This is a genomic window from Rhodococcoides sp. S146-33, assembly GCF_059489205.1.
In genome coordinates this window covers 319,073-341,516 of record NZ_JCAJWY010000001.1, presented here as the reverse complement: position 1 = coordinate 341,516, position 22,444 = coordinate 319,073, and the positions used below count along the sequence as shown (strand labels likewise).

The following is a 22,444-nucleotide window of genomic DNA, read 5'->3' as shown; positions in this document are numbered from 1 at the left end:
GATTCCATGGGGTTGCGCAAAGATCTGACAGTCAGGGCCAAAGATGTTGTCAAACGGCGATTGGGACGGGGAATCTCGGTAGCCGGCTTCGACGAGCCCTACCTGGTGGTCGCCGTGCTGGGGCAATCCAACGCACATGGCGCAGGCGTCGGGCTGGACAGTTCGGGTCTCGACGCTCCGCATCCGAGAGTGCATCAGTGGGCAGCGTCGGGGCGGTCGAAGAACACCATCGTGGCGGGCAGCAATCCGTTGTTTCACGAGGTTCCCTCCAAGGCCGTGGGGTTCGGCCCGACGTTTGCAGCGCACCTCGCAGATACGACGGGTAAGCCGGTGCTGCTCGTTCCCTACGCGCGCGGCGACTCGGGCTTTGCGCGCATCAACGGCATCTCCTGGGACCCGGTCGACACCGGTGCCCGCATGAACCTGTTCTGGGATGCTGTGCAGCGCATCCGAACCGGCCTGGCCACCCAACCCGGCAACGAGCTCGCTGCGGTGTTGTGGCATCAGGGCGAGAGCGATGTGCCGTTGCTGAGCGGTCCGGTATATGCCGAGAAGCTCGACTTCCTCATCGATGCCCTGCGTGCGGAGTTCGGTGACGTGCCCTTTGTCCTGGGCCAGATGGTGCCGGACGAAATCGAGGCGGGGGAGCCGAACTATGCCGTCATCGATGCGGTGCATGCCGATACGCCGGGGCGAAGGACAAAAGTCGCGTACGTGTCAGGCCCGAGGGGTCTCTACAACAGCGAGACCGAGAAGATTCACTACAACGCTGCGGGGCAACGGGAACTGGGCCACCGGATGTGGACGGCCTTCGCGGGCATGGCACCGCGCGTCGTGCAATCGACCGACAATGCTTGACATCGAGTGTCGATGTGTTGCTTAGTGGTGCACGGGGCGGGGTGAATCTGCGAATTGTGCGCTGCCCGAAACGCAGTGGACGCCGCCGGTTAATGCGCTCGAAACATGTAACGAGCTGCGGCTTTTCGTCGATCACACTATTGTTACCAGCGGTACCGGGTAGAACGGCCGAGACAGAAGCACGACGGTGGCACGGAGCGGTGTCGATCGCGTAGGGGTTCGACAACGTGAACGTATCGAGGGGAAATTCAGTGTCGGTCAGCGATCTGGAAACGCAGCGTTCGGGGGTCTCGCGACGGGACGCACGGCGCCTACGAAGAGTGACGTCGCGTCGTGAATGGGAGACGCACTACACCGAGGGTCTTCGGGTCACCGACACTCTTGTTGTTCTCGGTGCCGTCACGGTCGCTCAGATCATCCGGTTCGGCGATATCGACTTTCGAGAGCCGTGGGCCATCGTCAGCTATTTCGGCGTCTCGGCTGTACTCGCCGTCCTGTGGTTGGCGTTCCTTGCGATCTTCCGCACTCGTTCTCCGCGGGTGATCGGCAACGGGTCGGAGGAGTATCGCCGCATCGTCTCGGCCTCGTTCCGCTTGTTCGGCACCATTGCCATTCTCTCGCTGCTGCTCCGGTTCGACATCGCTCGGCTGTACCTCGCCATCGCACTCCCCGTCGGAATGATCGGCCTGCTACTGAGTCGGTGGGCATGGCGCAAGATCGTCGCGCGTAAGCGTGCCGGCGGCGAGTATCAGACGTCGGTGCTCATCGTCGGCAGCCGTAGCTCGGCGTTGTCGATGGCCAGGTCGTTCGAGCGGTCCCCCGAGGCCGGCTACAGCGTGGTCGGAATCTGCCTCCCCAACTACGAGCCCGGCAACGACACGTCCTTCACCATCGACGGTGTCGAGATCCCCGTGTTGGGAGATGAGCACAGCGTTGTCGAGGCCATCGAGACCTCCGGAGCCGACACCGTGGCGGTGACGGCCACCGAGCACATCGGTCACCGCGGCCTGCGAAAGATGGTGTGGGACTTGGAGAAAAAGAAGGTGGACCTCGTCGTGTCGCCCGGTGTGATGGACGTGGCGGGCCCGCGGCTGGTGATGCGGCCGGTGGCGAACTTCCCGCTGATCCATGTGGAGAAGCCTCAGTACAACGGGGCGAAGCGGTTCAGCAAGACGGCCTTCGACTTCCTCTTCGCCGCAGCGGTGCTCCTGGTGATCTCACCGATCCTGATTGCGCTCGCGGTGATCATCAAACTCACCAGCAAAGGGTCGATCTTCTATCACTCCGAGCGAATGGGCATCGACGGCAAGCCTTTCCAGATGATCAAGTTCCGCAGCATGGTGCAGGACGCAGACAAGCGTGTCCAGGAGTTGGCCGCACTCAACGAGGGTGCAGGCGGAGTGTTGTTCAAGATGCGCGACGACCCGCGGGTCACCCGCGTCGGCAAGGTGATGCGAAAATTCAGCCTCGACGAGCTGCCCCAGTTCGTCAACGTGCTCAAGCGTGAGATGAGCGTGGTCGGTCCGCGACCGCCACTGCGTAGCGAAGTGGAAACCTACGACGGCGAGGTGCGACGCCGTCTGCTCGTCAAGCCGGGCATCACCGGCTTGTGGCAGGTGAGTGGCCGATCCGACTTGTCGTGGGAGGAAAGCGTTCGCCTCGATCTCTCGTACGTCGAGAACTGGTCCATGACGGGGGATCTGCTCATCATCGCCAAGACGGCAGTGGCCGTCTTCAAGAGTGAAGGCGCGTACTGACGTCAGTCTTTTTCGATCTCGTTCATCGTGCAGTCGGTCGGTTTTGTTCGTATCATATTGAGATGTCGACTATTTCGGAGAACGGATCCGGTACTACCATGGCGCAGAGCTCTTTTCACGATTTCCTGTCCGATCGAGTAGACCAGATCGCTCACGTGCATCTGAATCGGTCGACGTCCCTGCACGCGGTGATCTCGGACAGTGTGGATGCCTACACCTCGGCATTCGCCGAATATCACGGCACCGAGGCCCCGTTGGATCTGCTCGCCCCCGAGGTTCGCATCGAGCTGAGCGATTTCATCCACCGCTGCGCCGAGGCCGTCGAGGAGCCCGAGAACCCGCAGTTCCCCGTTCGTCGCTGAGACACCTTCTTTTCATTGGTTGTTCAGGTAGGCGCGTGACCACGGCTCCTGGGTGACGACGTCGATCGCCTGTGTTTACTATTCCCTTGTGCGCGCGTGCCTTGAAGGCGCTGTCCTTCAGGGGATTACTGTGACGAGCCGTCACATGCTCTTGTCGAGTACGCCAGTGTTCAGAACGATCGACGGGGAACAGAACAGATGCGAATCACAGTATTCGGTACCGGCTATCTCGGTGCCACTCACGCCGCGTGCATGGCAGAACTCGGCCACGAGGTGCTCGGTGTGGACGTGGACCCGGCCAAGCTCGCCAAGCTCGAAGCCGGTGAGGTCCCGTTCTGGGAGCCCGGTCTCGAAGAGGTGCTGCAGCGCAACATCGCGGCCGGCCGACTGCGCTTCACCGCGTCGTACCAAGAAGCCGCAGATTTTGCGGAGGTGCACTTCCTCGGCGTCGGTACTCCCCAGAAGAAGGGGGAGTTCGCAGCCGACATGAAGTTCGTCGACTCGGTCATCGAGACTCTGGCTCCGCTGCTGACGAAGCCGGCCGTCATCTTCGGCAAGTCGACAGTCCCTGTCGGAACAGCAGAACGTCTCGGGCGCATCGCCCGTGAACTCGCGCCCGCAGGCGATGGCGTCGAAGTTGCCTGGAACCCGGAGTTCCTGCGCGAGGGCTACGCCGTCAAAGACACTCTTCATCCGGATCGTCTGGTGTTGGGCGTGGACCGTGCCCGTCCGGGCCGCGCCGAGGAGCTGGCCCGCGAGGTCTACGCGCAGCTTCTCGACGAGAAGATCCCGTTCCTGGTCACCGACCTCGCCACTGCCGAGCTGGTCAAGGCATCCGCCAACGCGTTCCTGGCCACCAAGATCTCGTTCATCAACGCCATTGCCGAGGTGTGTGAGGCAGCCGGTGCCGATGTCACCGTGCTCGCCGACGCCATCGGCCATGACGAGCGCATCGGCCGCAAGTTCCTCAATGCCGGCATCGGCTTCGGTGGCGGTTGCCTGCCGAAGGACATCAGGGCGTTCATGGCGAGGGCGGGTGAGCTCGGCGCTGATCAGGCTCTGACGTTCCTGCGCGAGGTCGACAACATCAACATGCGACGCCGTACCCGCATGGTCGAGCTGGCCCGTGAGGCCTGTGGGTCACTGCTCGGTGCTCGGGTTGCCGTGCTCGGTGCCGCGTTCAAGCCCGATTCCGACGACGTGCGTGATTCACCCGCTCTGAACGTGGCCGGGCAGATCCAGCTGCAGGGTGCCGCGGTCAACGTGTACGACCCCAAGGCGATGGAGAACTCGCGAGCATTGTTCCCCACTCTGACCTACAGCAACTCCGCGCTGGAAGCGTGCGAGGGCGCTGATGTGGTGTTGGTGCTGACGGAATGGAAAGAGTTCAAAGCGCTCGCTCCGGAGGACCTGGAGGGCGCTGTACGCAGCAAGACCCTCATCGACGGACGCAACTGCCTGGACCCGGAGCAGTGGCGGGCGGCGGGGTGGAACTACCGCGGGCTGGGCCGTCCGTAATCGGGACTAACAAGCCGAGCGAAATTCATTCATTGGAATGAATTAGGTGCGCTCATTCCTTTGGCTATCAATTCTCACCGATTCGATTTCTTGCGCTCGCTGATGTAGGCGAAACCCTGGTTTTTCGCAGTTCAGGCTGCTGACGGGTTTGTTCGGCACCCCTCCGGTAGGCGCGAGCCTGTCGATCGCACAATAACCAGCGCTACAGCCTGTGAATCGTCACATTACCGCCTCGATTGTGTTCGGATGTAACGTTTTTGGGCCCTGGTGCGGTTACATCCGGTGGGCTTAGGCCACTCATATCGCCTAGTCAGCGATGGTGTGGTAAACCGATTACCTGCTGTTATTCGTTTGTGATCTGCGCCGCTCGCGTGGTGCATCGGATAGCAGCGTGGGACTATTCCAAATCGATACCAGTTGCAATCCGGATTGGTTCGAACCGAACTCGCGCTCACCTCCGGTGCGCGCAGTAGTACAGAGGAGGGGAGCACGTGGCATCTGTCGGGGCTGCACAGCGCTCTCTGTGGGGATCTCCGCGTCGGTCCGGCGCGGTGGTGGCTCGACGGCTCACGTCGCGACACGTGTGGGAGGACCAATACGTCCGGCGGCTTCGGGTGACCGACGTTGTTGTTGTCGTTCTGTCCGTCGGTCTGGCCCAGATAGTGCGCTTCGGTGGTGTCGAGTCCACCGGTCTGATGTCGGCGCTCACGTACACGGGAGTGTCCGTCGTTATGGCGGTTGTGTGGATCGCCTTCCTCGCCATCTTCCGCACGCGATCACCACGAGTCATCGGTAACGGTGCTGAAGAGTACCGACGCATCGTCTCGGCCACCTTCCGCTTGTTCGGTGTCATCGCAATCGTGTCGCTCCTGTTCCGCGTCGACATCGCACGGCTCTACCTGGCTATTGCTCTGCCGGTCGGACTGATCGCGCTGCTGCTGAGTCGATGGGTGTGGCGCAAGGTGGTTGCCCGTTCACGGGGCAATGGTGAGTACAAGACGTCGGTGCTGATCGTGGGTAGTCGATCTGCCGCCGTATCCATGGCGCAGTCGTTCGAGAAGTCGCCCTCCGCGGGCTACGCCGTGGTCGGAATCTGCATGCCAGGCTACGAGGCTCCGCGGGACGGAGTAGTCAGCGTCGAAGGATCCGACATCCCGGTTCTAGGCGACGAGCACGACGTTCTCGCAGCGATCGAAGAGTGCGGTGCCGACACCGTTGCGGTGACAGCCACCGAGCACCTCGGGCACAAGGGTATTCGCAAGATGATCTGGGATCTCGAGAAAAAAGATGTCGACTTGGTCGTCGCTCCGGGTGTGGTCGATGTCGCCGGCCCGCGCCTGGTGATGCGGCCGGTTGCTGGCTTCCCTCTGATCCATGTCGAGAAGCCCCAGTACAACGGTGCAACCCGGTTCAGCAAGACAGCCTTCGACCTCACGTTCGCGGCTCTGGTGCTGGTGCTGATTTCGCCGATCCTGCTGGCGGTCGCCATTGCAGTGAAGGCAACCAGTCGCGGACCGGTGTTCTACAAGTCCGAGCGAATGGGCATCGACGGCACACCGTTCTCGATGATCAAATTCCGCAGCATGACAGTCGATGCGGACAAGCAGGTTGCGCATCTCTTGGATCGAAACGAAGGTGCCGGCGGAGTCCTGTTCAAGATGCGTGACGACCCGCGAGTGACGCCCGTAGGCAAGGTGCTGCGGCGCTTCAGTCTCGACGAACTTCCGCAGTTCATCAACGTTCTGAAGCGCGAGATGAGTGTAGTGGGGCCGCGGCCTCCGCTGCGCCGTGAGGTCGAGACCTACAACGGCGAGGTTCGTCGACGACTGTTGGTCAAGCCGGGGGTCACGGGTCTGTGGCAGGTCAGCGGGAGATCCGACCTGTCGTGGGAAGAGACTGTGCGGCTCGACCTTTCGTATGTAGAGAACTGGTCGATGGTGGGAGATCTACTCATCATCGCCAAGACCATGAAGGCCGTCGCTGGAAGCGATGGGGCGTATTGAGTTCGCCCAATGTCGGGCTTCGTCGTCTACTCACCTGTCGGGAAGGTTAGCTGCTCAATGAGTAAGTCAGTTGCCATTATCGGTACACGGGGATACCCGAGCTACTACGGCGGGTTCGAAACACTGATCAGGCGTCTGGCTCCGTACTTGGTCGAATCGGGCTGGGACGTGACGGTCTACGGGCGTCCCGGCGCAGTCAAGCCTGACGACCCGCTCCTGGACCCCCGGGTGGAATCCATCATGACCAAAGGACTCGAAACCAAGTCGCTCAGCACACTGAGCTACGGCTTCACTTCGTCACTCAGTGCGGCTCGTCGCAAGCCCGATGTTGCGTTGATTATGAACGTGGCCAACGGTTATTGGCTCCCACTGCTCCGCTCGCGCGGGATTCCCACGGTGGTCAACGTCGATGGCATCGAGTGGGAGCGAGCGAAGTGGGGCAACAACGCGAAGCGCGTATTTCGCGGCGGAGCTCGACTGACGGCGAAGTATGCGTCTGAGCTGGTATGCGATTCGCATGAGATTCGACGGCGATGGCAGCGCGACTTCGGCCGTGATGGGGTGTTCATCCCCTACGGTGGCGATGCCCCTGATCGACTACCGGTGGTCGAAGGCTTGAAGTCAAGAGACTATGTCTTGATCGTTGCTCGCTTCGTGCCCGAAAACACTGTTCCAGAGTTCCTCGAAGCCGCCCGAGAACTCAGCAAGAAGTGGAACGTAGTGATCGTCGGATCGTCCGGCTACGGAGGGGAGTTGGACCTCGCGGCGAAAAATTTGGCTGAGGAGTCACCCCGCGTGCAGTGGCTGGGTCATGTCAGCGATGACAAGAAGCTCTTCTCGCTATGGCAGCACGCGGGTGCCTACTTTCACGGTCACAGCGTCGGTGGAACAAATCCAGCATTGGTCCAGGCAATGGCATGTGGCGCACCAGTCGTCGCACGTGACACTGTCTACAATAGGGAAGTCTTGTCAGACTTGGGTACATTCGTTCGCCCAGACTCAGATGCAATCGTGTCGAGGCTAAGCCGTGTGATGACCGATCCAAACTGGCAAGCAGATTCGGCAGCCCTATCTATCCAAAGGGCACAGGCCCACTACACATGGCAAAGTGTGTGCAGTGGATATTCGGACCTGCTCACGGACGCCGTTGCAGGAAATTTAGCCAGACAGTTCCGTTCGGATCGAACTGCAGAAGCAAAACCGTGAGCGCCCTCGGCAATGGCAATAGACCTAGTACTCATCTGCAGAATCGAATGGGTCGGATTCCTCGCTTAGCGATCAGAAAATCCAGCATGAATTTCTACATCCTGGCTGCTTTCGCGTCACTGTCAGTAACACTAATTTCTGTAACACGACCAGGCGTGGCGGTATACATCGCGGTAGCGATACTAATTGGAGTGGGAATAAGAGCCGCGGCTCGAAGTGAAAGACTGACATGGATAATACTCGTAGCACTTCTTGGGTGCTCCGGCCAGACCCTTAAAGCGGGATTCTTAACGATTTTGCCTGAACACGTGGCTCTCGGTTTACTTGCCTGCCACATAATTTTCCGCCCAAGTGACGTTAGTGCAACCACTCGGCTTTCGACTTGGATGAAGCTTGCCGCCTGGTCAGCAGCTCTGTGGATTCTGACAGCCTTTGTAACGAGTGCGATTTACGCCGTGCAACCCCTGCAGAGTATTCGTCTGACGCTCTGGCTGACGATCGGGTTGCTCACCGTAGTGATAATCCATCGGAGCAGGCTTGACGCGGTTAGAATGGCCGCAGATGCAGCCTGCACAATCGTGGCCTACAGTCTCTTTTCGATCGCGGGATGGGCGCTATCGCCGGAGGGCTCCGAATCTATATTTGTCGAGCAAGATTATGCGAGTTCCTACCAACGAGCTCAGGGGCTGATGCTGGAGCCCAATCTCGCCGCATCGTACGTCTGCGCATTTTTGGCGCTCAGTCTCGCATTCTATCGGGACCTCAGCAAGAGATTATTTTACACGCAAGCGCTCCTAAGCACATTGCTTGTCGCACTGAGCGTGACACGTACGGTAATTCCGATCGTGATTGCATTTACGCTGATCTATTTCCTGCTGACTGCCAAGCCGCTCATCAAGGGAATATTAGCTGCTGTAATTGTGGCCACCGTAGTCTCTCTCCAAATAGGGGCAGCGTCACTAACAATAGCGGTCACGAATGACAGCAGCGAGCTAGTTAAGACGGCAGCCGACAGGCTCAACGAGTTTAGCAGCACCGACACGGGTACCGGGCGACTTCGAGCTGAAACCACGGACCAAGCGTTGTCGGAAATCGCATCTGCCAACCCCTTGATTGGTCGAGGTACGAACGCTTACCCACAGACCCACTCATCAAACCAGTCCTCGACCGGACAGGTCTACTTCGGATTTTGGTGGTTAGCTTTAATTTATGACGTCGGGCTAATCGGTTTTGGTTTTTTCTGTGCAGCATTTATAGCCGCAGCAATGGGCATTGGTATTAGAAGCCTCCCACTACTGCTCAGCTTCTCGATCATTGCAGTAACAACAAATCCAATTTGGTACGGATTCTATTGGGCTGCCTTAGGTGTGCTCGTCAAATGGTCCTCAAGCCAATCGGCCCGGGGCGTCGTGGAAAAAGTTGCGCCTCAGAAGCAGGTGAATTATGCGAATAGCATTTGACGCTCATTGGTGGGACGATGGGCCACCCTCCGGGCGTAACGTCCTACGTTCCATCGTCAGTCATTGGCGAGAGGGCTACCCAGATGACCAGTTGGTGCTATTTGGTTCAATAAAAGATGAGCCTGAGGGATGCGAGATTCGGCGGCCCAGGATTAAGCAGCACGCGATTTCTAACCTAATCGAATTCGATGCACGAACTGCGGACTGTGACGCGGCTGTTCTGCACAACTTCTCAAGTATCCGTTCTAGCAAGGCCGCGGTTACGTTCATTCACGACGTGATTTACAGAAGGCAACCGCATTGGTTTTCTGTGCGAGAACGTGCCTACCTATCGCTTATTAGCTTCTCGGCACGATTCTCGCCACAAGTTGTATCTTCAACACGATCAGAGGCTGATCAGATTTCAGCTAGTCTCACGCTTCGTCGGAGTGCAATCAGCGTTGGCCTCGCTGTACCAGAGGGCTATTTGAAGGCCATAGCCGAGTGCGCACAACTAGGTGTGCAGTACCAGCAGTTTTATCTTTGTGTAGGACGTCTTAACGTCCGAAAGAATTTGCAATTTGTAATATCAGCGCTGCGATCCGTGGGAAAGATTTCAGCAAACTGTCCGCTGGTTGTAGTTGGCCAGCCAGAGGGTCTCGCTGATCCAGGTGTTATAGATTTTATGTCTGACGTCAATGATGATGTCATCTTTGCTGGGTTCATTCCAGACTCTGAGCTTAAATGGCTCTACCAGAACTGTAAGGCATTCATTTTTGCATCGCTGGATGAGGGATTTGGACTTCCCATTCTTGAAGCTGAGCTGTCCGGCACCCCGTCCGTGGTGAGCGACATCAAAGCGTTCCGAGAAGTATCCCACAACCCGCAAACGAGGTTTTTTAACCCGCGGAGTATCGACTCTTTCCTTGACGCTCTCGACCGGCTCACTGATGTTGGCCAATTCAAGGGTCAAAACCAACCCAGTTACTCTTGGACGCGCACAGTCCGACAAATTCGGGAGCTAATAGAATGATTGCAAAAATCTCCAGTACCTTCAGGGAAAAAATCGACGCTAAATACAAAGCTGAACGTAGCCAGGATGCAGGAATAGACCCGACAGTTGACAATCGCCAATTGGTGGAATTTCTTGCAAGCAAGCTGGCGAGTCGTATTCGCGCCGCTGTACGGGGGCGGCGGAACTGTTACTTCGGTCGAAGGGTCGGTGTGAGAGCATCAGGAAATCTGAGGCTAGGGCTTGCAGTAAGCATTGGTTCAGACGTGTTGCTCGACGCAGTGGGTGGAAACGGCATAACGCTCTACGATAGCGTAACAGTTGACTCACACAGCCAGTTGCGGGTATCAGGCGTCATACGAAATTCGGGAACCGGAATACAAATTGGCGCTCGTTCCGCGGTCGGGGCGTACAACTGCATCATGGGTCAGGGAGGTGTGGAAATTGGGAACGACGTCTTGATAGGTCCAAACGTCACCATCTTGTCCGAGAATCACAACTTTGAGAATCCCGGTGTACCAATTCGACTGCAGGGGGAGAGCCGACAACGGACCGTGATCGAGGACGACGTCTGGATCGGGGCGGGGGTTGTTGTGCTGGCAGGTACCCATGTCGGACGTGGTGCTGTTCTTGCTGCAGGTGCTGTCGTACGCGGAAACGTGGTTGCTGGGACCATCGTCGGCGGCGTGCCCGCGCGTTTGATCGGAACCAGATGAGCAACTTCGACCTTCTGAAGGTGTGCTTTGTTACAGATGCTTCAAATATTTGGGGAGCCGAGAAGAGTCTTGTTGAAATAGCCGAACAGCTATCGAGCTCAGCTGATGTCACGGTAATAGCTGCAAATGGATCTCCAATACGCCAGCATCTTTCAGCTCAAGTGCGAATGTCTGATTTTGAGATCCAGACACGTCGACGTGTACGTGACGCGGGCGGTACTTCTGCTTCAAGCAAGGTCGACTTAGTCTTAGATGGTGTAGGGAGCCTGATCGGCGGTATTCGACTATCTCGCGCATTGAAGTCTTGCGATGTAGTAGTCTGCTTCGGTACTTGGGAGTTGCTCGAGGTCTTAACTGCCGCACGTTTCGCACGCAAGCCGTGCATATTGGACCTGCACGAGACTTTTTCCGGTAACGGTGGCAACAAGGTCCTAAATGTCCTGTCTAGATTCTTAGCCGGCGTCATCGCCACGTCCGCTGGAGCCGCAAATCCTGTTCATCCATCGGTGAAACGATGCGTCGTTCCGAGGCCCGTGTCGCTGACAACGTATTTGCCAGAGTCGAATTATGTTCGAGCACACAATTCGGTGGCAATCGTTGGGCAAGTGGTGCCGCATAAGCGTGTGCATAAGCTGTTGGAAGCTGCCGAGGCTATCGACGATGTGACTCTTTCAATTTCAATAGTTGGTATTAGTCCTCCAGAACTCCGCACGCCATACGAGCAGGTCGTGTCGCTTTATGCCGAGAGATCTCGCCACCAAATCTGTTTGGTGGAAAAAACGGATAACGTTGCCAAGTACCTTAAAGATGCGAGTGTGGTAGTCAACGTTTCTGAACATGAGGCCTTCGGACGGACTGTTATTGAGGGACTTGCCGCAGGTTGCTTTCCTATCGTATCTTCTGGTACGGGTACCGAGGAAATTGTCGTAAGTGTAGGCGTGGGTTGGGTGGTTGCGGACGTCGGATTGCCTCTTTCGGAGGCGCTTCGAAGATATTTTATTCTGCCAGAATCGGTAAAGAATGCTATGTCCTCGAAAGCGACGAGTGCCGTTCAAATTTATGCGTCTGATTTGGTTGCGAGGGAGTATCTGTCGGCGCTTGTGAAAATGGGGGTACCCGGTGGAGCGTAGCAGTGGTCGTTACAGAGTTCTGTTCTTGTTTGAAAGCGGACGCAGCGAACTGACCTGGAAGGAAAGGTTCTTGAATGCTGAGGTTGCGGACGAGTATCCCTACGGGTTAGACCCGAATAAGTTTGATGATTGGTCCATATCGTTCGCACGGGATTACTTCAGATCAGGTGTCGGGGGTCTTTTAAGGCGTGCTCTGAGAAAACCTGCGGGCACTGATTTCATGCACGTGATGTTTAATATCATATCGATATACAGATCTGACGTTGTAGTCTCACATACAGAAGAGACCTGTGTCGCATACCTTCTGCTTCGGAGGGTGTTTCGCAACTTCCCGCCAATTGTCGCACAAGTCGTGTGGGCCGGTGAACGGCAAAACCTGAGTGCGAGTCTTCAGAGTCGGCTAGCACGATTCAGTCTTCGGCGTGCTGAGGTCGTCGTAACACATTGCACTTTGAATGCGGAAGCGCTGTCGGGATGGCTGGGACGTCCTGTGCAGGTAGCCCAGTATGGTATTGATCCTGGTCCCTTTCTGCATAGCAGGAAGTTTGCTTATGGTGCCGGATGCCCCGGTATCAGTGCTGAAGATGATAGTGTGCCTCTTATTATCTGTGCGGGTAATGATCCTCAGCGAGATTGGGACCTGTTAAGGAGGGTCGCTATCCATCGCCGTGATCTCAGGTTTTTAGTTTGCTCTCGTACAGCGCCAGGTTCGTTGAGTGAGGAAGTCAACGTTTCAGTAATTGATAACGCGACATTCTCTGACATTCGATCTTTCTACGCTACGAGCCAATGCTCTATTATCCCTCTAAAGGAAAACAGACATGCGTCTGGCTTGACTGTAGCTCTGGAGTCTACTGCGGCGGGTGTGCCGTTCGTTGCTACTGCGGGGGGTGGCCTGGGTGAGTACTTTAGTGAGTCTTACCGTGGGTTGGTTTCGGGAGACAGCGTCGAAGACTGGTCGCGAGCAATCGACTACGCGATTTCCTCTGACGGACGCGTCGAAATGCTTGAGCGCGCTGCAGTTTCGGTTTATGAGCGAGATCTCACGAATGTTGGTTATGGGAGCAGGCTGTTGGCGCGCGCGACAGATGCATTGTCCATGTCAAATGCTGGTAAGAGTGAAGAGTTTTAAGTATGTCTAACAGTTCGACGGCATACCGATGGAGTGCCGTTGCCTTAGTCTCGCGTCTTGCCATTCAGGTTGTGGGAAGTGTAGTGATTGCTCGAATTCTCGGACCAGAGGGGTTCGGCCTGGCTTCGCAAGTAACGGCGATTAGTGCAGTATTATTTGTAATTTGCGGATTCGCTTGCAATGGCAGTCTTCAAACTCGAAACACTCTAGATAGATCTTGGATTCGGCAAGTGGTATTCGGCGATCTAGCCGTCTTTGGCTTGTTGGCTGCGGGGACACTTGGGTTGGGATTATACATGCTTGGCCTCGGCAACGATGTGCTTGGTAAAATGTTCATAATTTTGGTGATAGCTATTCTGGGTCAGGCGTTGTCAGGGTTTTCAGTTGGGTGCCTGTCACGCGCTCTCCGGTTTCGGGAAGTAGGAATTGCGGAGCTGTTCGGCCCTCTGGTTGGGGTGGGGTTAGGTATATGGCTGGCGCATTCGGGTTTTGGAGCCGTTTCGATTGCTTGGCAATTTGCAGTAACTGAATTGCTGATTGGAGTGATTTCTTGCTCATTTGCTGTCGTGTACCGTCGTGACTTGAATCGGACGTTCGACGGCCAGGTGGAATTCGGACACTATTACTCACTGAAAATGACGGCTTCACAGCTGTTGACACAGTCCTGGCGCAATCTCGACAATATAATGATTGGACTAATCTTAGGGGCCGTAACATTAGGTAATTACTCGATCTCTTATCGGCTGATAACAGTTACAGTGACCGCTTTCGGTAGTGTGATAGGTAGGGTCAGCCTACCCGCGATGCGGCATGCTCTTGACAGGTCGGTCGCGTTTGCTGGCGAAGAGTTTCTTCGAATTGCTTGTGGGGTGGTCTTGATTGGCGCGCCGGCTTGTGGACTTATGTTTGCGTGGGCCGACTTTCTAGTCTTGCAAATCTTTGGGGCCGAATGGTCGGCGGCGGTTCCGATTCTGCAGGTTTTGAGTCTGAGTGCCCCGTTCCAACTGCTGCTGGTGATTTGTGCTCCGGCGCTTCATGTTCTTGGCCGTTCTAGTTTGGTGGTGCTGTCAAATGTTTTCCTGTGCATTTGGGTCGTGGCATCGGTCTTTGCTCTGTCGACACTTGGAATTGTTTGGGTGTCTGGCGGAATTGCGATGGGTTGCGTTCTCGTGACGATTCAGTACGTCGAAGTATGTCGTCGCGCCCTGGAAATTCGTGTGACTTCAATGTACTTCCCATTGGCATACGCGGCTGCGTCTTTTGCGTTTAGCGTCATGATGGGAAGGCTGGTCGACGCACCAGCAAATTGGGTGATGGCTGGTTCCTTAGGGTCGTTATTTGTTCTGGGTGGAATTGGCGGAATTGTAGTACTGCCGCATCGCTACTGGTTCGGCCTCCAGTTCTGGATGGCGTTCCTCGGCCGCAAAGCGGTCGGTTGGGGATGAGAAGGTAGGCGCTCATTCACTCTACGTCGCCTGAGTCCCGCGATGGCCAGCATTTTTGCTGCGCCGTGTTTGTACCGAACAAGTCCCTCCTAGCACCGCTCGGCTTTTGCTTTAGGGTGGATGTGTTGAATTGACCAGCTTGTTCGAGGAATACGGCACGATGGCGCACACGGCACGTCCTCGCTTGGCCGGGTCAAGCCCGATGGCGGCGTAGATCGACACTGTGTCCACGACTCTGCGGGCGAATCACTCAGCCTCGGTGGCGTGAGGGGTCGCGCCGACCTGACAGCCCTGGCTGATCCGATGTAATGTCGCGCTGAAATCGAATTAGGGGGAAATGCATGGCAAGTGCGCGGACGTCGAAGCGGATCGAGGGTCTGGACCTTATTCGCGGGCTAGCGATAGGCCTAGTCCTTTTGCGCCACGCAATGCCGGGGATGTTTGGCGGAGCCGGCATAGTTGGGGTGGTCGTATTTTTCGGTCTTTCCGGCTATCTGATCACCGGGCTGTTGATGAAGGATCTGACGGGCCCCGACGGCAGCGGCCGCGTTCGGTACGGCCACTTCTACCGCAACCGCGCTCTCCGGTTGGTTCCGCCGCTCGTCGCCATGCTGGGGATTTTCGCCGCAGTGGAACTGACTTTCAACACGCTGGGTCAGCGTGACGGAGTCGTTCGTGGGGTGATCCTGGGCCTGACCTATACGCAGAATCTGCCCGGCATCGACCACGGCGCGGTGGCGATCCAGCACCTCTGGACGCTCGCGACCGAGGAGCAGTTTTATCTGATTTGGCCTGTTCTTCTCACCTTGGGTGTGTTGTCTCGCAGGTTATGGCTTGTTGTTGCACTGTCCGGCGTCTCGATCTTAGCGGTGTGCGCGATATCTATTTCGCTCAACAGCTCGGACGTTGCTGCGGTCTACCCTTGGCCGACCAGTTGGGCGGTCGTAATGGTGATTGGCGCAGCTGCACGGATTGGGCAGGATCGCCTACGGCAAGTCCTTCCGGAACGTGGTCTTGCTCAGTGGGTGCTTACCGGGCTGGCGCTTGTGATCCTGGCGGGTATTTCGATTTCTCCTGAGATCAAAGGAAGCCCTCTGACGTATCTGGTGATCGGTCCCGTCATTGGGTTATGCACCATAGTGTTGATTTTTCATATGCTCACGTGGAGACAGGTTCCTACTCCGCTCTTGAAACCGCTTCTCTGGCTTGGCACTATTTCGTACGCCGCATACCTATGGAACGTCCCCGTCACTTACTGGGTGGGTGATCGCCCGTTCACCATCTGGCAGGTCGGTATGTCGGTGGTCCTTACCCTGGTGGCTGCGACGATCAGTTGGTGGACCGTCGAATGGTTGGCGCGACGGTGGAAGGACAAACTCGACCAGCGGGACAAACTCGCGCATCAGCCTGAGGCCCCCACACCACCACCGCGCAGCCGCGGCCCGCGCGTTCGCCCTACTCCTGCTGATCTGAGGAACCGGTGAGTGCTTGGTCTAGCTACTGTGACGGTCATGAGTGAGGCTGTGATCGCGTCGGGTAGGCGCTCGAATTGATAACCAACTTCTAGATGCGGGTTCGTCATCCGCGACATAGAGACCGATCAACGTGCGCCAGGGGCCGCACTAGGGGACGAACCGTCGCCGCGATACGTACAGCTGGCGGCCGATTCAGGGGTGGGCGAAATTCGAAGCGGGAACGTACTCGTGAACGGGTTCGTATGCCGGTTCGGCTTCTCCTAGGGACGCTGTCAGTTCAGTGACAGTGTGATGTTTGAATCGAGCGGGTGATGGGAGGGTCTGGAAGACTGCGGGTCCATGCGGGGAATCATTCTGGCGGGCGGCACGGGCTCGCGACTTCATCCGATCACGATGGGCGTCAGCAAACAGCTGGTCCCGGTCTACGACAAACCGATGATCTACTACCCGCTCTCGACCCTGATCCTCGCCGGGATCCGCGAGATCCTCATCATCACCACCCCCCAGGACGCCGACCAATTCACCCGCCTGCTCGGCGACGGCTCCCAATTCGGCATCTCCCTGACCTACAAGGTCCAGCATGAACCCAACGGCCTCGCCCAAGCGTTCGTCCTGGGAGCCGACCACATCGGTACCGACAGTGCGGCATTGGTGTTGGGCGACAACATCTTCTACGGCCCCGGCCTGGGCACCCAACTCTCGCGCTTCGAGACCATCGACGGCGGAGCCGTCTTCGCCTACGAGGTCTCCGACCCCACCGCCTACGGCGTCATCGAATTCGATGCGAATCGCAAAGCCATCTCGTTGGAAGAAAAGCCCGCCGCACCGAAATCCAACTACGCCGTCCCCGGCCTGTACTTCTACGACAACGACGTCATCGCCATCGCCCGCGACCTGCAGCCCTCCGCCCGCGGGGAATACGAGATCACCGACGTCAACCGTCACTATTTGGAGGCGGGCCGCCTCCAGGTCGAGGTCCTGCCCCGCGGCACAGCCTGGCTCGATACCGGCACCTTCGATTCGCTCCTCGACGCCTCGAACTATGTGCGCACCATCGAACAACGCCAGGGCCTGAAGATCGGGTCCCCCGAGGAAGTTGCCTGGAGGCGTGGGTTCATCACCGACGACGAACTGCGCGTCCGGGCGGAGACGCTCGTCAAATCCGGCTACGGTACCTACCTGTTGGATCTGATCGACCGAGGGAACCGATGACCTTTCGTGAGTTGAGCATCGCCGGTGCCTACGAATACTCCCCACGCCAGTTCGGCGACGACCGCGGCGTGTTCTTCGAATGGTTCAAAGCGAGCCTGTTCGAGGAGACCACCGGGCGGGCGTTGCAGTTGAAGCAGGCGAACTGCTCGGTCTCCGCCGCCGGAGTGCTGCGCGGGATCCACTTCACCACCAACCCGCCCGGGCAAGCGAAATACGTCACCTGCGCCCGCGGGGCCTTCCTCGACGTCATCGTCGACCTACGCGTGGGATCCCCGACGTTCGGGCAGTGGGACTCGGTGCTGATCGACGACATCGACCGCAAAGCAGTCTTCCTCTCCGAAGGACTCGGCCACGCCATCCTGTCGTTGGAAGACAACTCCACCGTCATGTACCTGTGCTCGTTGGAATACACCCCGGCCTTGGACCGTGACATCAATCCGCTCGACCCCGCCCTGGGCATCGACTGGCCCACCACCGCCCGGGACGGCACACCCCTGACCTACGAGCTCTCCGACAAGGACACAGCCGCCCCCACCCTCGCCGAGGCTCTCGACGCCGGAAGCCTCCCCACCTTTCATGCGGATGGACGTCCGTAAACCGAACGGTCTCCGAATTGGCTGATGCTTAAGAGTCCTGATACTGGATTGCGGGTCGGCGTCGGGCATTAAGCCCGCGGTTCATTGAAAAACACAGCTACACAGTGTGTTTCGCGCTGGCCTGATCCTCTGCATTAATGTCGGTCCCCTTGTACGCTTGCCCCAGCATGCTCGGCGTGCCCGAATGGAGCAGGTATGAAGAAGGCGTTCATAACGGGAATTACCGGTCAGGATGGCTCTTACTTAGCAGAGCTTTTGTTGTCCAAGGGATACGAAGTGCACGGTCTGATCCGTCGTGCGTCGACCTTCAATACCTTGCGAATCGAGCATCTGTACGTTGACCCGCACGTGTCCGAAGCGAAGTTGTTCCTCCATTATGGGGACCTCAGCGACGGCACGCGAATGTTGATGCTCATGGCAGACATTCGTCCCGACGAGGTCTACAATCTTGCGGCGCAATCACACGTGCGCGTCAGCTTCGACGAGCCCGAACACACAGGTGACACAACAGGAATCGGATCTATCCGACTTCTCGAAGCGGTGAGGCTGGCTGGAGTGGAGTGCCGCTTCTACCAGGCGTCGAGCTCCGAGATGTTCGGTGCCAGTCCACCACCTCAGAACGAAGACACTCTGTTCTACCCACGCTCTCCTTACGGAGCGGCGAAGGTGTACTCCTACTGGGTAACTCGGAACTATCGCGAAGCGTATGGACTCTTCGCGGTCAACGGGATCCTATTCAATCATGAATCGCCGCGGCGTGGCGAAACATTCGTGACGCGCAAGATCACTCGGGCGGTTGCGCGAATCAAAGCGGGAGCCGAGAGCCGGCTCTACATGGGCAACCTCGATGCCATCCGCGATTGGGGGTACGCACCTGAATACGTCGAGGGGATGTGGCGGATGCTGCAAGCAGATCGGCCACAGGACTACGTGCTCGCCACCGGCGGTAGCTATACGGTGAAAGACTTCCTGACGGTCGCATTCGAGCATGTAGGCCTCGACTGGCGGCAGTACGTCGAATTCGACGACCGCTATCTCCGTCCCACCGAAGTAGACGCATTGGTCGGAGACGCAAGCAAAGCAGAAAGAGAGCTGGGCTGGAAAGCATCGGTCCACGCGCCCGAACTCGCGCGAATCATGGTCGATGCGGATTGCGAGGCTCTCGCCCACGAAGGACGGCCCTGGATCGACACGCCTGCGTTGGCGGACTGGCCATGAGCACACTGGAGTCCACACAGAGAGCGAGAACGATCGACCGCGAGGCGACATTCTATGTTGCCGGACACAAAGGTCTGGTCGGGTCGGCAGTGTGGCGGCACCTCGAAGGTCGTGGCTTCACCAACCTGATCGGCGAAACCTCGACCGATCTCGACCTTCGCGACCGCACTGCGGTGTTCGACTACATCGAGCAGAAGAAGCCCGCCAATCTTGTACTTGCAGCAGCCAAAGTGGGCGGAATCCTTGCGAACAGCACCTATCCCGTCGACTTCATCTCCTCGAACCTACAAGTGCAGGTCAACGTACTCGACGCAGCGCTACAGTTCGGTGTCGAACGGGTCCTGTTCCTCGGGTCGTCCTGCATCTACCCCAAGCACGCAGCGCAGCCGATCAAAGAGGAATACCTCCTCACCGGTCCCCTCGAGCCGACCAACGATGCCTACGCAATCGCGAAGATTGCCGGAATTCTTCAGATCCAGTCGGTTCGTAAGCAGTACGGACTACCGTGGATATCCGCGATGCCGACCAACCTGTACGGCCCCGGTGACAATTTCTCACCCCAGAGTTCGCATGTCCTGCCGGCACTCATACGCCGATACGACCAAGCTGCCCGGGACGGAACGGCGGCAGTCACAAACTGGGGCAGCGGTTCTCCCAAGCGAGAGTTTCTTCATGTGGACGACATGGCCTCCGCGTGCCTACATCTGCTGGACCACTACGACGGTCCCAGTCAGGTCAACGTCGGAACGGGTGAGGATCAGACCATCAAGGAAGTGGCAGAGATGGTCGCCGACGAAGTCGGCTACTCGGGGCGAATCGACTGGGACACATCGAAGCCCGACGGTACGCCTCGCAAACTGCTCGACGTCTCGACGCTGAAGAAGTCCGGATGGAAACCAGCAATCTCGCTGCGCGAGGGCATAGGTTCGACGGTTCGATGGTATCGGGAGAACATCGACCGTATACGTCAGTAGGCATGCGATGAAGGGGTCGGCCGCTCGCTGCTCGTTTTACACCCCGTTCGTTCCGAGTAGTTCGGCGAGCGCCGGGGACACCTTCGCGCCGTATTCGATGGTCATGTGCGAAGAATCGGACTTCATGGGAGTGGTTCCGACAAAGCTGGGGCAGTAATTGTCCGGGGTACAGAACAGGCTGCGGGTGTCGATGTAGGTTCCACCCACTCGGTAAGCCAGATTGCGATCCGCCCGTGATCGAGCCTTCCATATATCCGTCACTCTGCTCAGGCAGTCGGCGGGCTTGCTTGTCCGGGTATAGCAGTCCGCGGGTTTCTTGTCATTTGGGGGAGCCGCCAGGATCAGGATCTTTCCTACGTTCGCTGCAAATTGATCCGTCAGCCGCTTCACCCCGGGGATCCACAACTCCGCTGCGATGTCGGTGTGCAGGTTGGTGATGACTACGACGTCGGGCCTCACCTCGTTCACGGCGGCGATGGCAGCAGCTTTGCGCGATGGGCACGCTGCGGATGTGTCGGCATCTTGCGTGCTCACGTCCATGTCGACGAAAGTGCAGCCGAACATGGCCTCCGAGCGTGCCTTCCACTGCCCGCCGCTGGCTTCCGCGAAGTTCTTGATCGGTTGTACGAAGCTCATCGCCATCGAATCGCCGAGAACCATGATGGTCTTCGGCGCGTCGGCTGTACCCCATGTGCATTCCGACGGATCGGGTCGGTCGACCAGTCCACATTCGGCGATACCACCCGGAGCCTGAGCGCCGGTGATTGCTTCGTCCATGGTGGGACTCAACGCCGGCCACTCGGTTGCGTTCACCGCAGCATCGATCTCGGCTGCCAACGCAGACTGCGCGGGGCCCATGGGCATCGCGACTTCCTCCGAAGCGATCGCGGTGTCTGTGGCAGCTCTGGCCGGCGGGGTAGCCGGAGGGTCGAGAGGTTTGAGTGAGAAGGCCGCCACAGCGACCGTCAACAACGTCAGGGCACCGAGCCCTGCATACCGAACAGCCGGAGGATGGTCCCTGCTACCAAGGCGGTTCTTACGTTTCCTCCTCGCCTCTGCCCGCACGGCTTTCGGCTCGAGAAAGTTCGATCGTCGAATCGGGTCTTCCACGAAGTGATAGGAGGCAATGGAGAGACCGAACGTCGCGAACAGGACGGTGGCGTAGTAGTACGCGTTCACGTCCATGATCGATCCGAATATCACGATGATGGGCCAATGCCACAGGTACAGCGAGTACGAGATGTCGCCGATGTACACGCTGACCTTGTTCGTCAGTGGAGCGATGAACGGAGTTGCTGTTCCGATGCCCGCGGCGATCACCATCGCCGCGCCGGCCACGGGGATCGCAGCCAACGGTGCGGGAAACGCCCCGGACTCGTTGATGACGAACGCACCTACCCCGATGGCGCTGAGCCCCAGCCAGGCCAACGGCGCGCGGGCAGTTCGCGGGAGGTGCGACGTCCAACCGGCCCCGATGGCCAGTAACGCACCGACCCCCAGCTCCCACACGCGCGTGAACGTGGAGAAGTAGGCCCAGGACTGATCGGTCGCGGTGTCGTGGAGTGCCCAGACGAACGATGCCGCGACGATCGACCCCATCACCGCGGCCGAGAGCACACGCTTGACGTTGCCTGACCAGGAGCGGCGCGCCACAAGCAACCCGATGGCGAATATCAACGCGGGCCAGACGAAGTAGAACTGCTCCTCGACCGACAGTGACCAGTAGTGCTGCAAGGGTGAAATTGCTGCGTCCGCGTTGAAGTAGTCGGTGCCCTCGATCGCGAATCTCCAATTCGACGCGAAGAAGAACGCCCACACGGCGTCCATCCCTATCGATGCCGCACGGCTCGATGCGTACACCAATGCGCCTGTGGCAGAGGTCAGTACGAGGACAAGGGTTGCAATCGGCACGATACGACGGATTCGGCGACGATAGAACCCGGCAAACGAGATCGAGCCCGTCCTGTCGTATTCCCGTAGCAACAGACCGGTGATGAGAAAGCCGGACACGACCAAGAACACGTCGACACCGATGAAACCCCCTCGAGGCCAACCGAAGAGGTGGTCGACGATCACCAGCAGGACTGCCACCATCCGGAGACCTTGAATATCCGCGCGTGTACTGGAAGCCGTGACTCGACGTCTGCGTCGGCGCTTGCTTGTCGACGGCTGGGTCGTGGTCATCCGCGGGTCCTCACGGTGAGTCTGCACAGTCGAAACAGACAGGTCGGTTGTTCGGCGAATCGTAGCCCGCCTTGGTCGATTGTGAGGTCTTGTTCAGACCATCGTGCCAGGTAAACAATCTCGTTCCCGAGTACGTCGACGAATGTCGCCTGCTGCTCCCGTAAGTTGGCCGTTATTCAGGCCTGGCCCTTGATATTTCGTCATCCA

Annotated in this window: 18 protein-coding genes; 17 read left to right on the top strand and 1 reads right to left on the bottom strand. The window is 58.0% G+C overall.

The window, feature by feature from the left end; genetic code table 11:
- The first annotated feature begins 6 nt into the window (after positions 1-6).
- The 17 genes from AC5WEY_RS01655 (at position 7) to AC5WEY_RS01575 (ending at position 20,053) form a co-directional block, all read left to right on the top strand.
- A complete protein-coding gene (locus AC5WEY_RS01655) occupies positions 7-858 on the top strand; it encodes a sialate O-acetylesterase (RefSeq protein WP_495644427.1) in 852 nt (283 codons plus the stop codon).
- A gap of 266 nt (positions 859-1,124) precedes the next feature.
- On the top strand, positions 1,125-2,615 hold the full coding sequence (locus AC5WEY_RS01650; RefSeq protein ID WP_495645499.1) for a sugar transferase: 1,491 nt from the start codon (positions 1,125-1,127) through the stop codon (positions 2,613-2,615).
- A 62-nt stretch (positions 2,616-2,677) separates the two neighbouring features.
- Positions 2,678-2,977: a hypothetical protein gene (locus AC5WEY_RS01645; protein ID WP_495644426.1), complete on the top strand. Its 300-nt coding sequence runs from the start codon at positions 2,678-2,680 to the stop codon at positions 2,975-2,977.
- A 198-nt stretch (positions 2,978-3,175) separates the two neighbouring features.
- Positions 3,176-4,495, top strand: a complete 1,320-nt coding sequence (locus AC5WEY_RS01640) for a UDP-glucose dehydrogenase family protein (RefSeq protein WP_495644425.1) — start codon at positions 3,176-3,178, stop codon at positions 4,493-4,495.
- Positions 4,496-5,016: 521 nt separating this feature from the next.
- Positions 5,017-6,498, top strand: coding sequence for a sugar transferase (locus AC5WEY_RS01635; protein ID WP_495645498.1), 1,482 nt, complete (start codon positions 5,017-5,019; stop codon positions 6,496-6,498).
- 57 nt (positions 6,499-6,555) lie between these two features.
- Entirely contained in the window at positions 6,556-7,704 is a 1,149-nt protein-coding gene (locus tag AC5WEY_RS01630) for a glycosyltransferase (RefSeq protein ID WP_495644424.1), read from the top strand.
- A gap of 386 nt (positions 7,705-8,090) precedes the next feature.
- Positions 8,091-9,164 carry an O-antigen ligase family protein gene (locus AC5WEY_RS01625; RefSeq protein ID WP_495644423.1) on the top strand — a complete coding sequence of 358 codons (1,074 nt, stop codon included), beginning with the start codon at positions 8,091-8,093 and terminating at the stop codon, positions 9,162-9,164.
- Positions 9,148-10,176, top strand: coding sequence for a glycosyltransferase family 4 protein (locus AC5WEY_RS01620; protein WP_495644422.1), 1,029 nt, complete (start codon positions 9,148-9,150; stop codon positions 10,174-10,176). The genes AC5WEY_RS01625 and AC5WEY_RS01620 overlap by 17 nt, the downstream gene beginning before the upstream one ends.
- Entirely contained in the window at positions 10,173-10,871 is a 699-nt protein-coding gene (locus tag AC5WEY_RS01615) for an acyltransferase (protein WP_495644421.1), read from the top strand. Before AC5WEY_RS01620 ends, AC5WEY_RS01615 begins: the two co-directional genes overlap by 4 nt.
- Positions 10,868-12,001, top strand: a complete 1,134-nt coding sequence (locus AC5WEY_RS01610) for a glycosyltransferase family 4 protein (RefSeq protein WP_495644420.1) — start codon at positions 10,868-10,870, stop codon at positions 11,999-12,001. Before AC5WEY_RS01615 ends, AC5WEY_RS01610 begins: the two co-directional genes overlap by 4 nt.
- A 220-nt stretch (positions 12,002-12,221) precedes the next feature.
- The gene (locus AC5WEY_RS01605; protein WP_495645497.1) at positions 12,222-13,133 is read left to right on the top strand and encodes a glycosyltransferase; all 912 of its coding nucleotides are present in this window, start codon (positions 12,222-12,224) and stop codon (positions 13,131-13,133) included.
- 2 nt (positions 13,134-13,135) lie between these two features.
- A complete protein-coding gene (locus AC5WEY_RS01600; RefSeq protein WP_495644419.1) occupies positions 13,136-14,578 on the top strand; it encodes an oligosaccharide flippase family protein in 1,443 nt (480 codons plus the stop codon).
- A 341-nt stretch (positions 14,579-14,919) separates the two neighbouring features.
- Positions 14,920-16,062 (top strand): acyltransferase family protein, encoded by a 1,143-nt coding sequence (locus AC5WEY_RS01595; protein ID WP_495644418.1) that lies wholly within the window; start codon positions 14,920-14,922, stop codon positions 16,060-16,062.
- Between the two features lie 330 nt (positions 16,063-16,392).
- Positions 16,393-17,265, top strand: coding sequence for a glucose-1-phosphate thymidylyltransferase RfbA (gene rfbA / locus AC5WEY_RS01590; protein WP_495644417.1), 873 nt, complete (start codon positions 16,393-16,395; stop codon positions 17,263-17,265).
- Complete coding sequence (locus AC5WEY_RS01585; RefSeq protein WP_495644416.1) at positions 17,262-17,861, top strand: dTDP-4-dehydrorhamnose 3,5-epimerase family protein; 600 nt, start codon at positions 17,262-17,264, stop codon at positions 17,859-17,861. The genes rfbA and AC5WEY_RS01585 overlap by 4 nt, the downstream gene beginning before the upstream one ends.
- Before the next feature lie 195 nt (positions 17,862-18,056).
- Entirely contained in the window at positions 18,057-19,079 is a 1,023-nt protein-coding gene (gene gmd, locus AC5WEY_RS01580) for a GDP-mannose 4,6-dehydratase (protein WP_495644415.1), read from the top strand.
- A complete protein-coding gene (locus AC5WEY_RS01575; RefSeq protein ID WP_495644414.1) occupies positions 19,076-20,053 on the top strand; it encodes a GDP-L-fucose synthase family protein in 978 nt (325 codons plus the stop codon). The genes gmd and AC5WEY_RS01575 overlap by 4 nt, the downstream gene beginning before the upstream one ends.
- Before the next feature lie 36 nt (positions 20,054-20,089).
- Here AC5WEY_RS01575 and AC5WEY_RS01570 read toward each other — a convergent pair whose 3' ends face one another.
- Positions 20,090-22,237, bottom strand: a complete 2,148-nt coding sequence (locus AC5WEY_RS01570) for an acyltransferase family protein (RefSeq protein WP_495644413.1) — start codon at positions 22,235-22,237, stop codon at positions 20,090-20,092.
- Between the last annotated feature and the right edge of the window lie 207 nt (positions 22,238-22,444).

Excerpts from the sequence above, each read along its gene's own strand:
- AC5WEY_RS01615 (WP_495644421.1), top strand. The coding sequence starts at position 10,173 with ATGATTGCAAAAATCTCCAGTACCTTCAGGGAAAAAATCGACGCTAAA.
- AC5WEY_RS01630 (WP_495644424.1), top strand. The coding sequence starts at position 6,556 with ATGAGTAAGTCAGTTGCCATTATCGGTACACGGGGATACCCGAGCTAC.
- AC5WEY_RS01625 (WP_495644423.1), top strand. The coding sequence starts at position 8,091 with ATGAAGCTTGCCGCCTGGTCAGCAGCTCTGTGGATTCTGACAGCCTTT.
- AC5WEY_RS01570 (WP_495644413.1), bottom strand. The coding sequence starts at position 22,237 with ATGACCACGACCCAGCCGTCGACAAGCAAGCGCCGACGCAGACGTCGA.
- AC5WEY_RS01640 (WP_495644425.1), top strand. The coding sequence starts at position 3,176 with ATGCGAATCACAGTATTCGGTACCGGCTATCTCGGTGCCACTCACGCC.
- AC5WEY_RS01605 (WP_495645497.1), top strand. The coding sequence starts at position 12,222 with ATGCACGTGATGTTTAATATCATATCGATATACAGATCTGACGTTGTA.
- AC5WEY_RS01620 (WP_495644422.1), top strand. The coding sequence starts at position 9,148 with ATGCGAATAGCATTTGACGCTCATTGGTGGGACGATGGGCCACCCTCC.
- AC5WEY_RS01645 (WP_495644426.1), top strand. The coding sequence starts at position 2,678 with ATGTCGACTATTTCGGAGAACGGATCCGGTACTACCATGGCGCAGAGC.
- AC5WEY_RS01575 (WP_495644414.1), top strand. The coding sequence starts at position 19,076 with ATGAGCACACTGGAGTCCACACAGAGAGCGAGAACGATCGACCGCGAG.
- AC5WEY_RS01600 (WP_495644419.1), top strand. The coding sequence starts at position 13,136 with ATGTCTAACAGTTCGACGGCATACCGATGGAGTGCCGTTGCCTTAGTC.
- AC5WEY_RS01610 (WP_495644420.1), top strand. The coding sequence starts at position 10,868 with ATGAGCAACTTCGACCTTCTGAAGGTGTGCTTTGTTACAGATGCTTCA.
- AC5WEY_RS01655 (WP_495644427.1), top strand. The coding sequence starts at position 7 with ATGGGGTTGCGCAAAGATCTGACAGTCAGGGCCAAAGATGTTGTCAAA.
- rfbA (WP_495644417.1), top strand. The coding sequence starts at position 16,393 with ATGCGGGGAATCATTCTGGCGGGCGGCACGGGCTCGCGACTTCATCCG.
- gmd (WP_495644415.1), top strand. The coding sequence starts at position 18,057 with ATGAAGAAGGCGTTCATAACGGGAATTACCGGTCAGGATGGCTCTTAC.
- AC5WEY_RS01585 (WP_495644416.1), top strand. The coding sequence starts at position 17,262 with ATGACCTTTCGTGAGTTGAGCATCGCCGGTGCCTACGAATACTCCCCA.
- AC5WEY_RS01595 (WP_495644418.1), top strand. The coding sequence starts at position 14,920 with ATGGCAAGTGCGCGGACGTCGAAGCGGATCGAGGGTCTGGACCTTATT.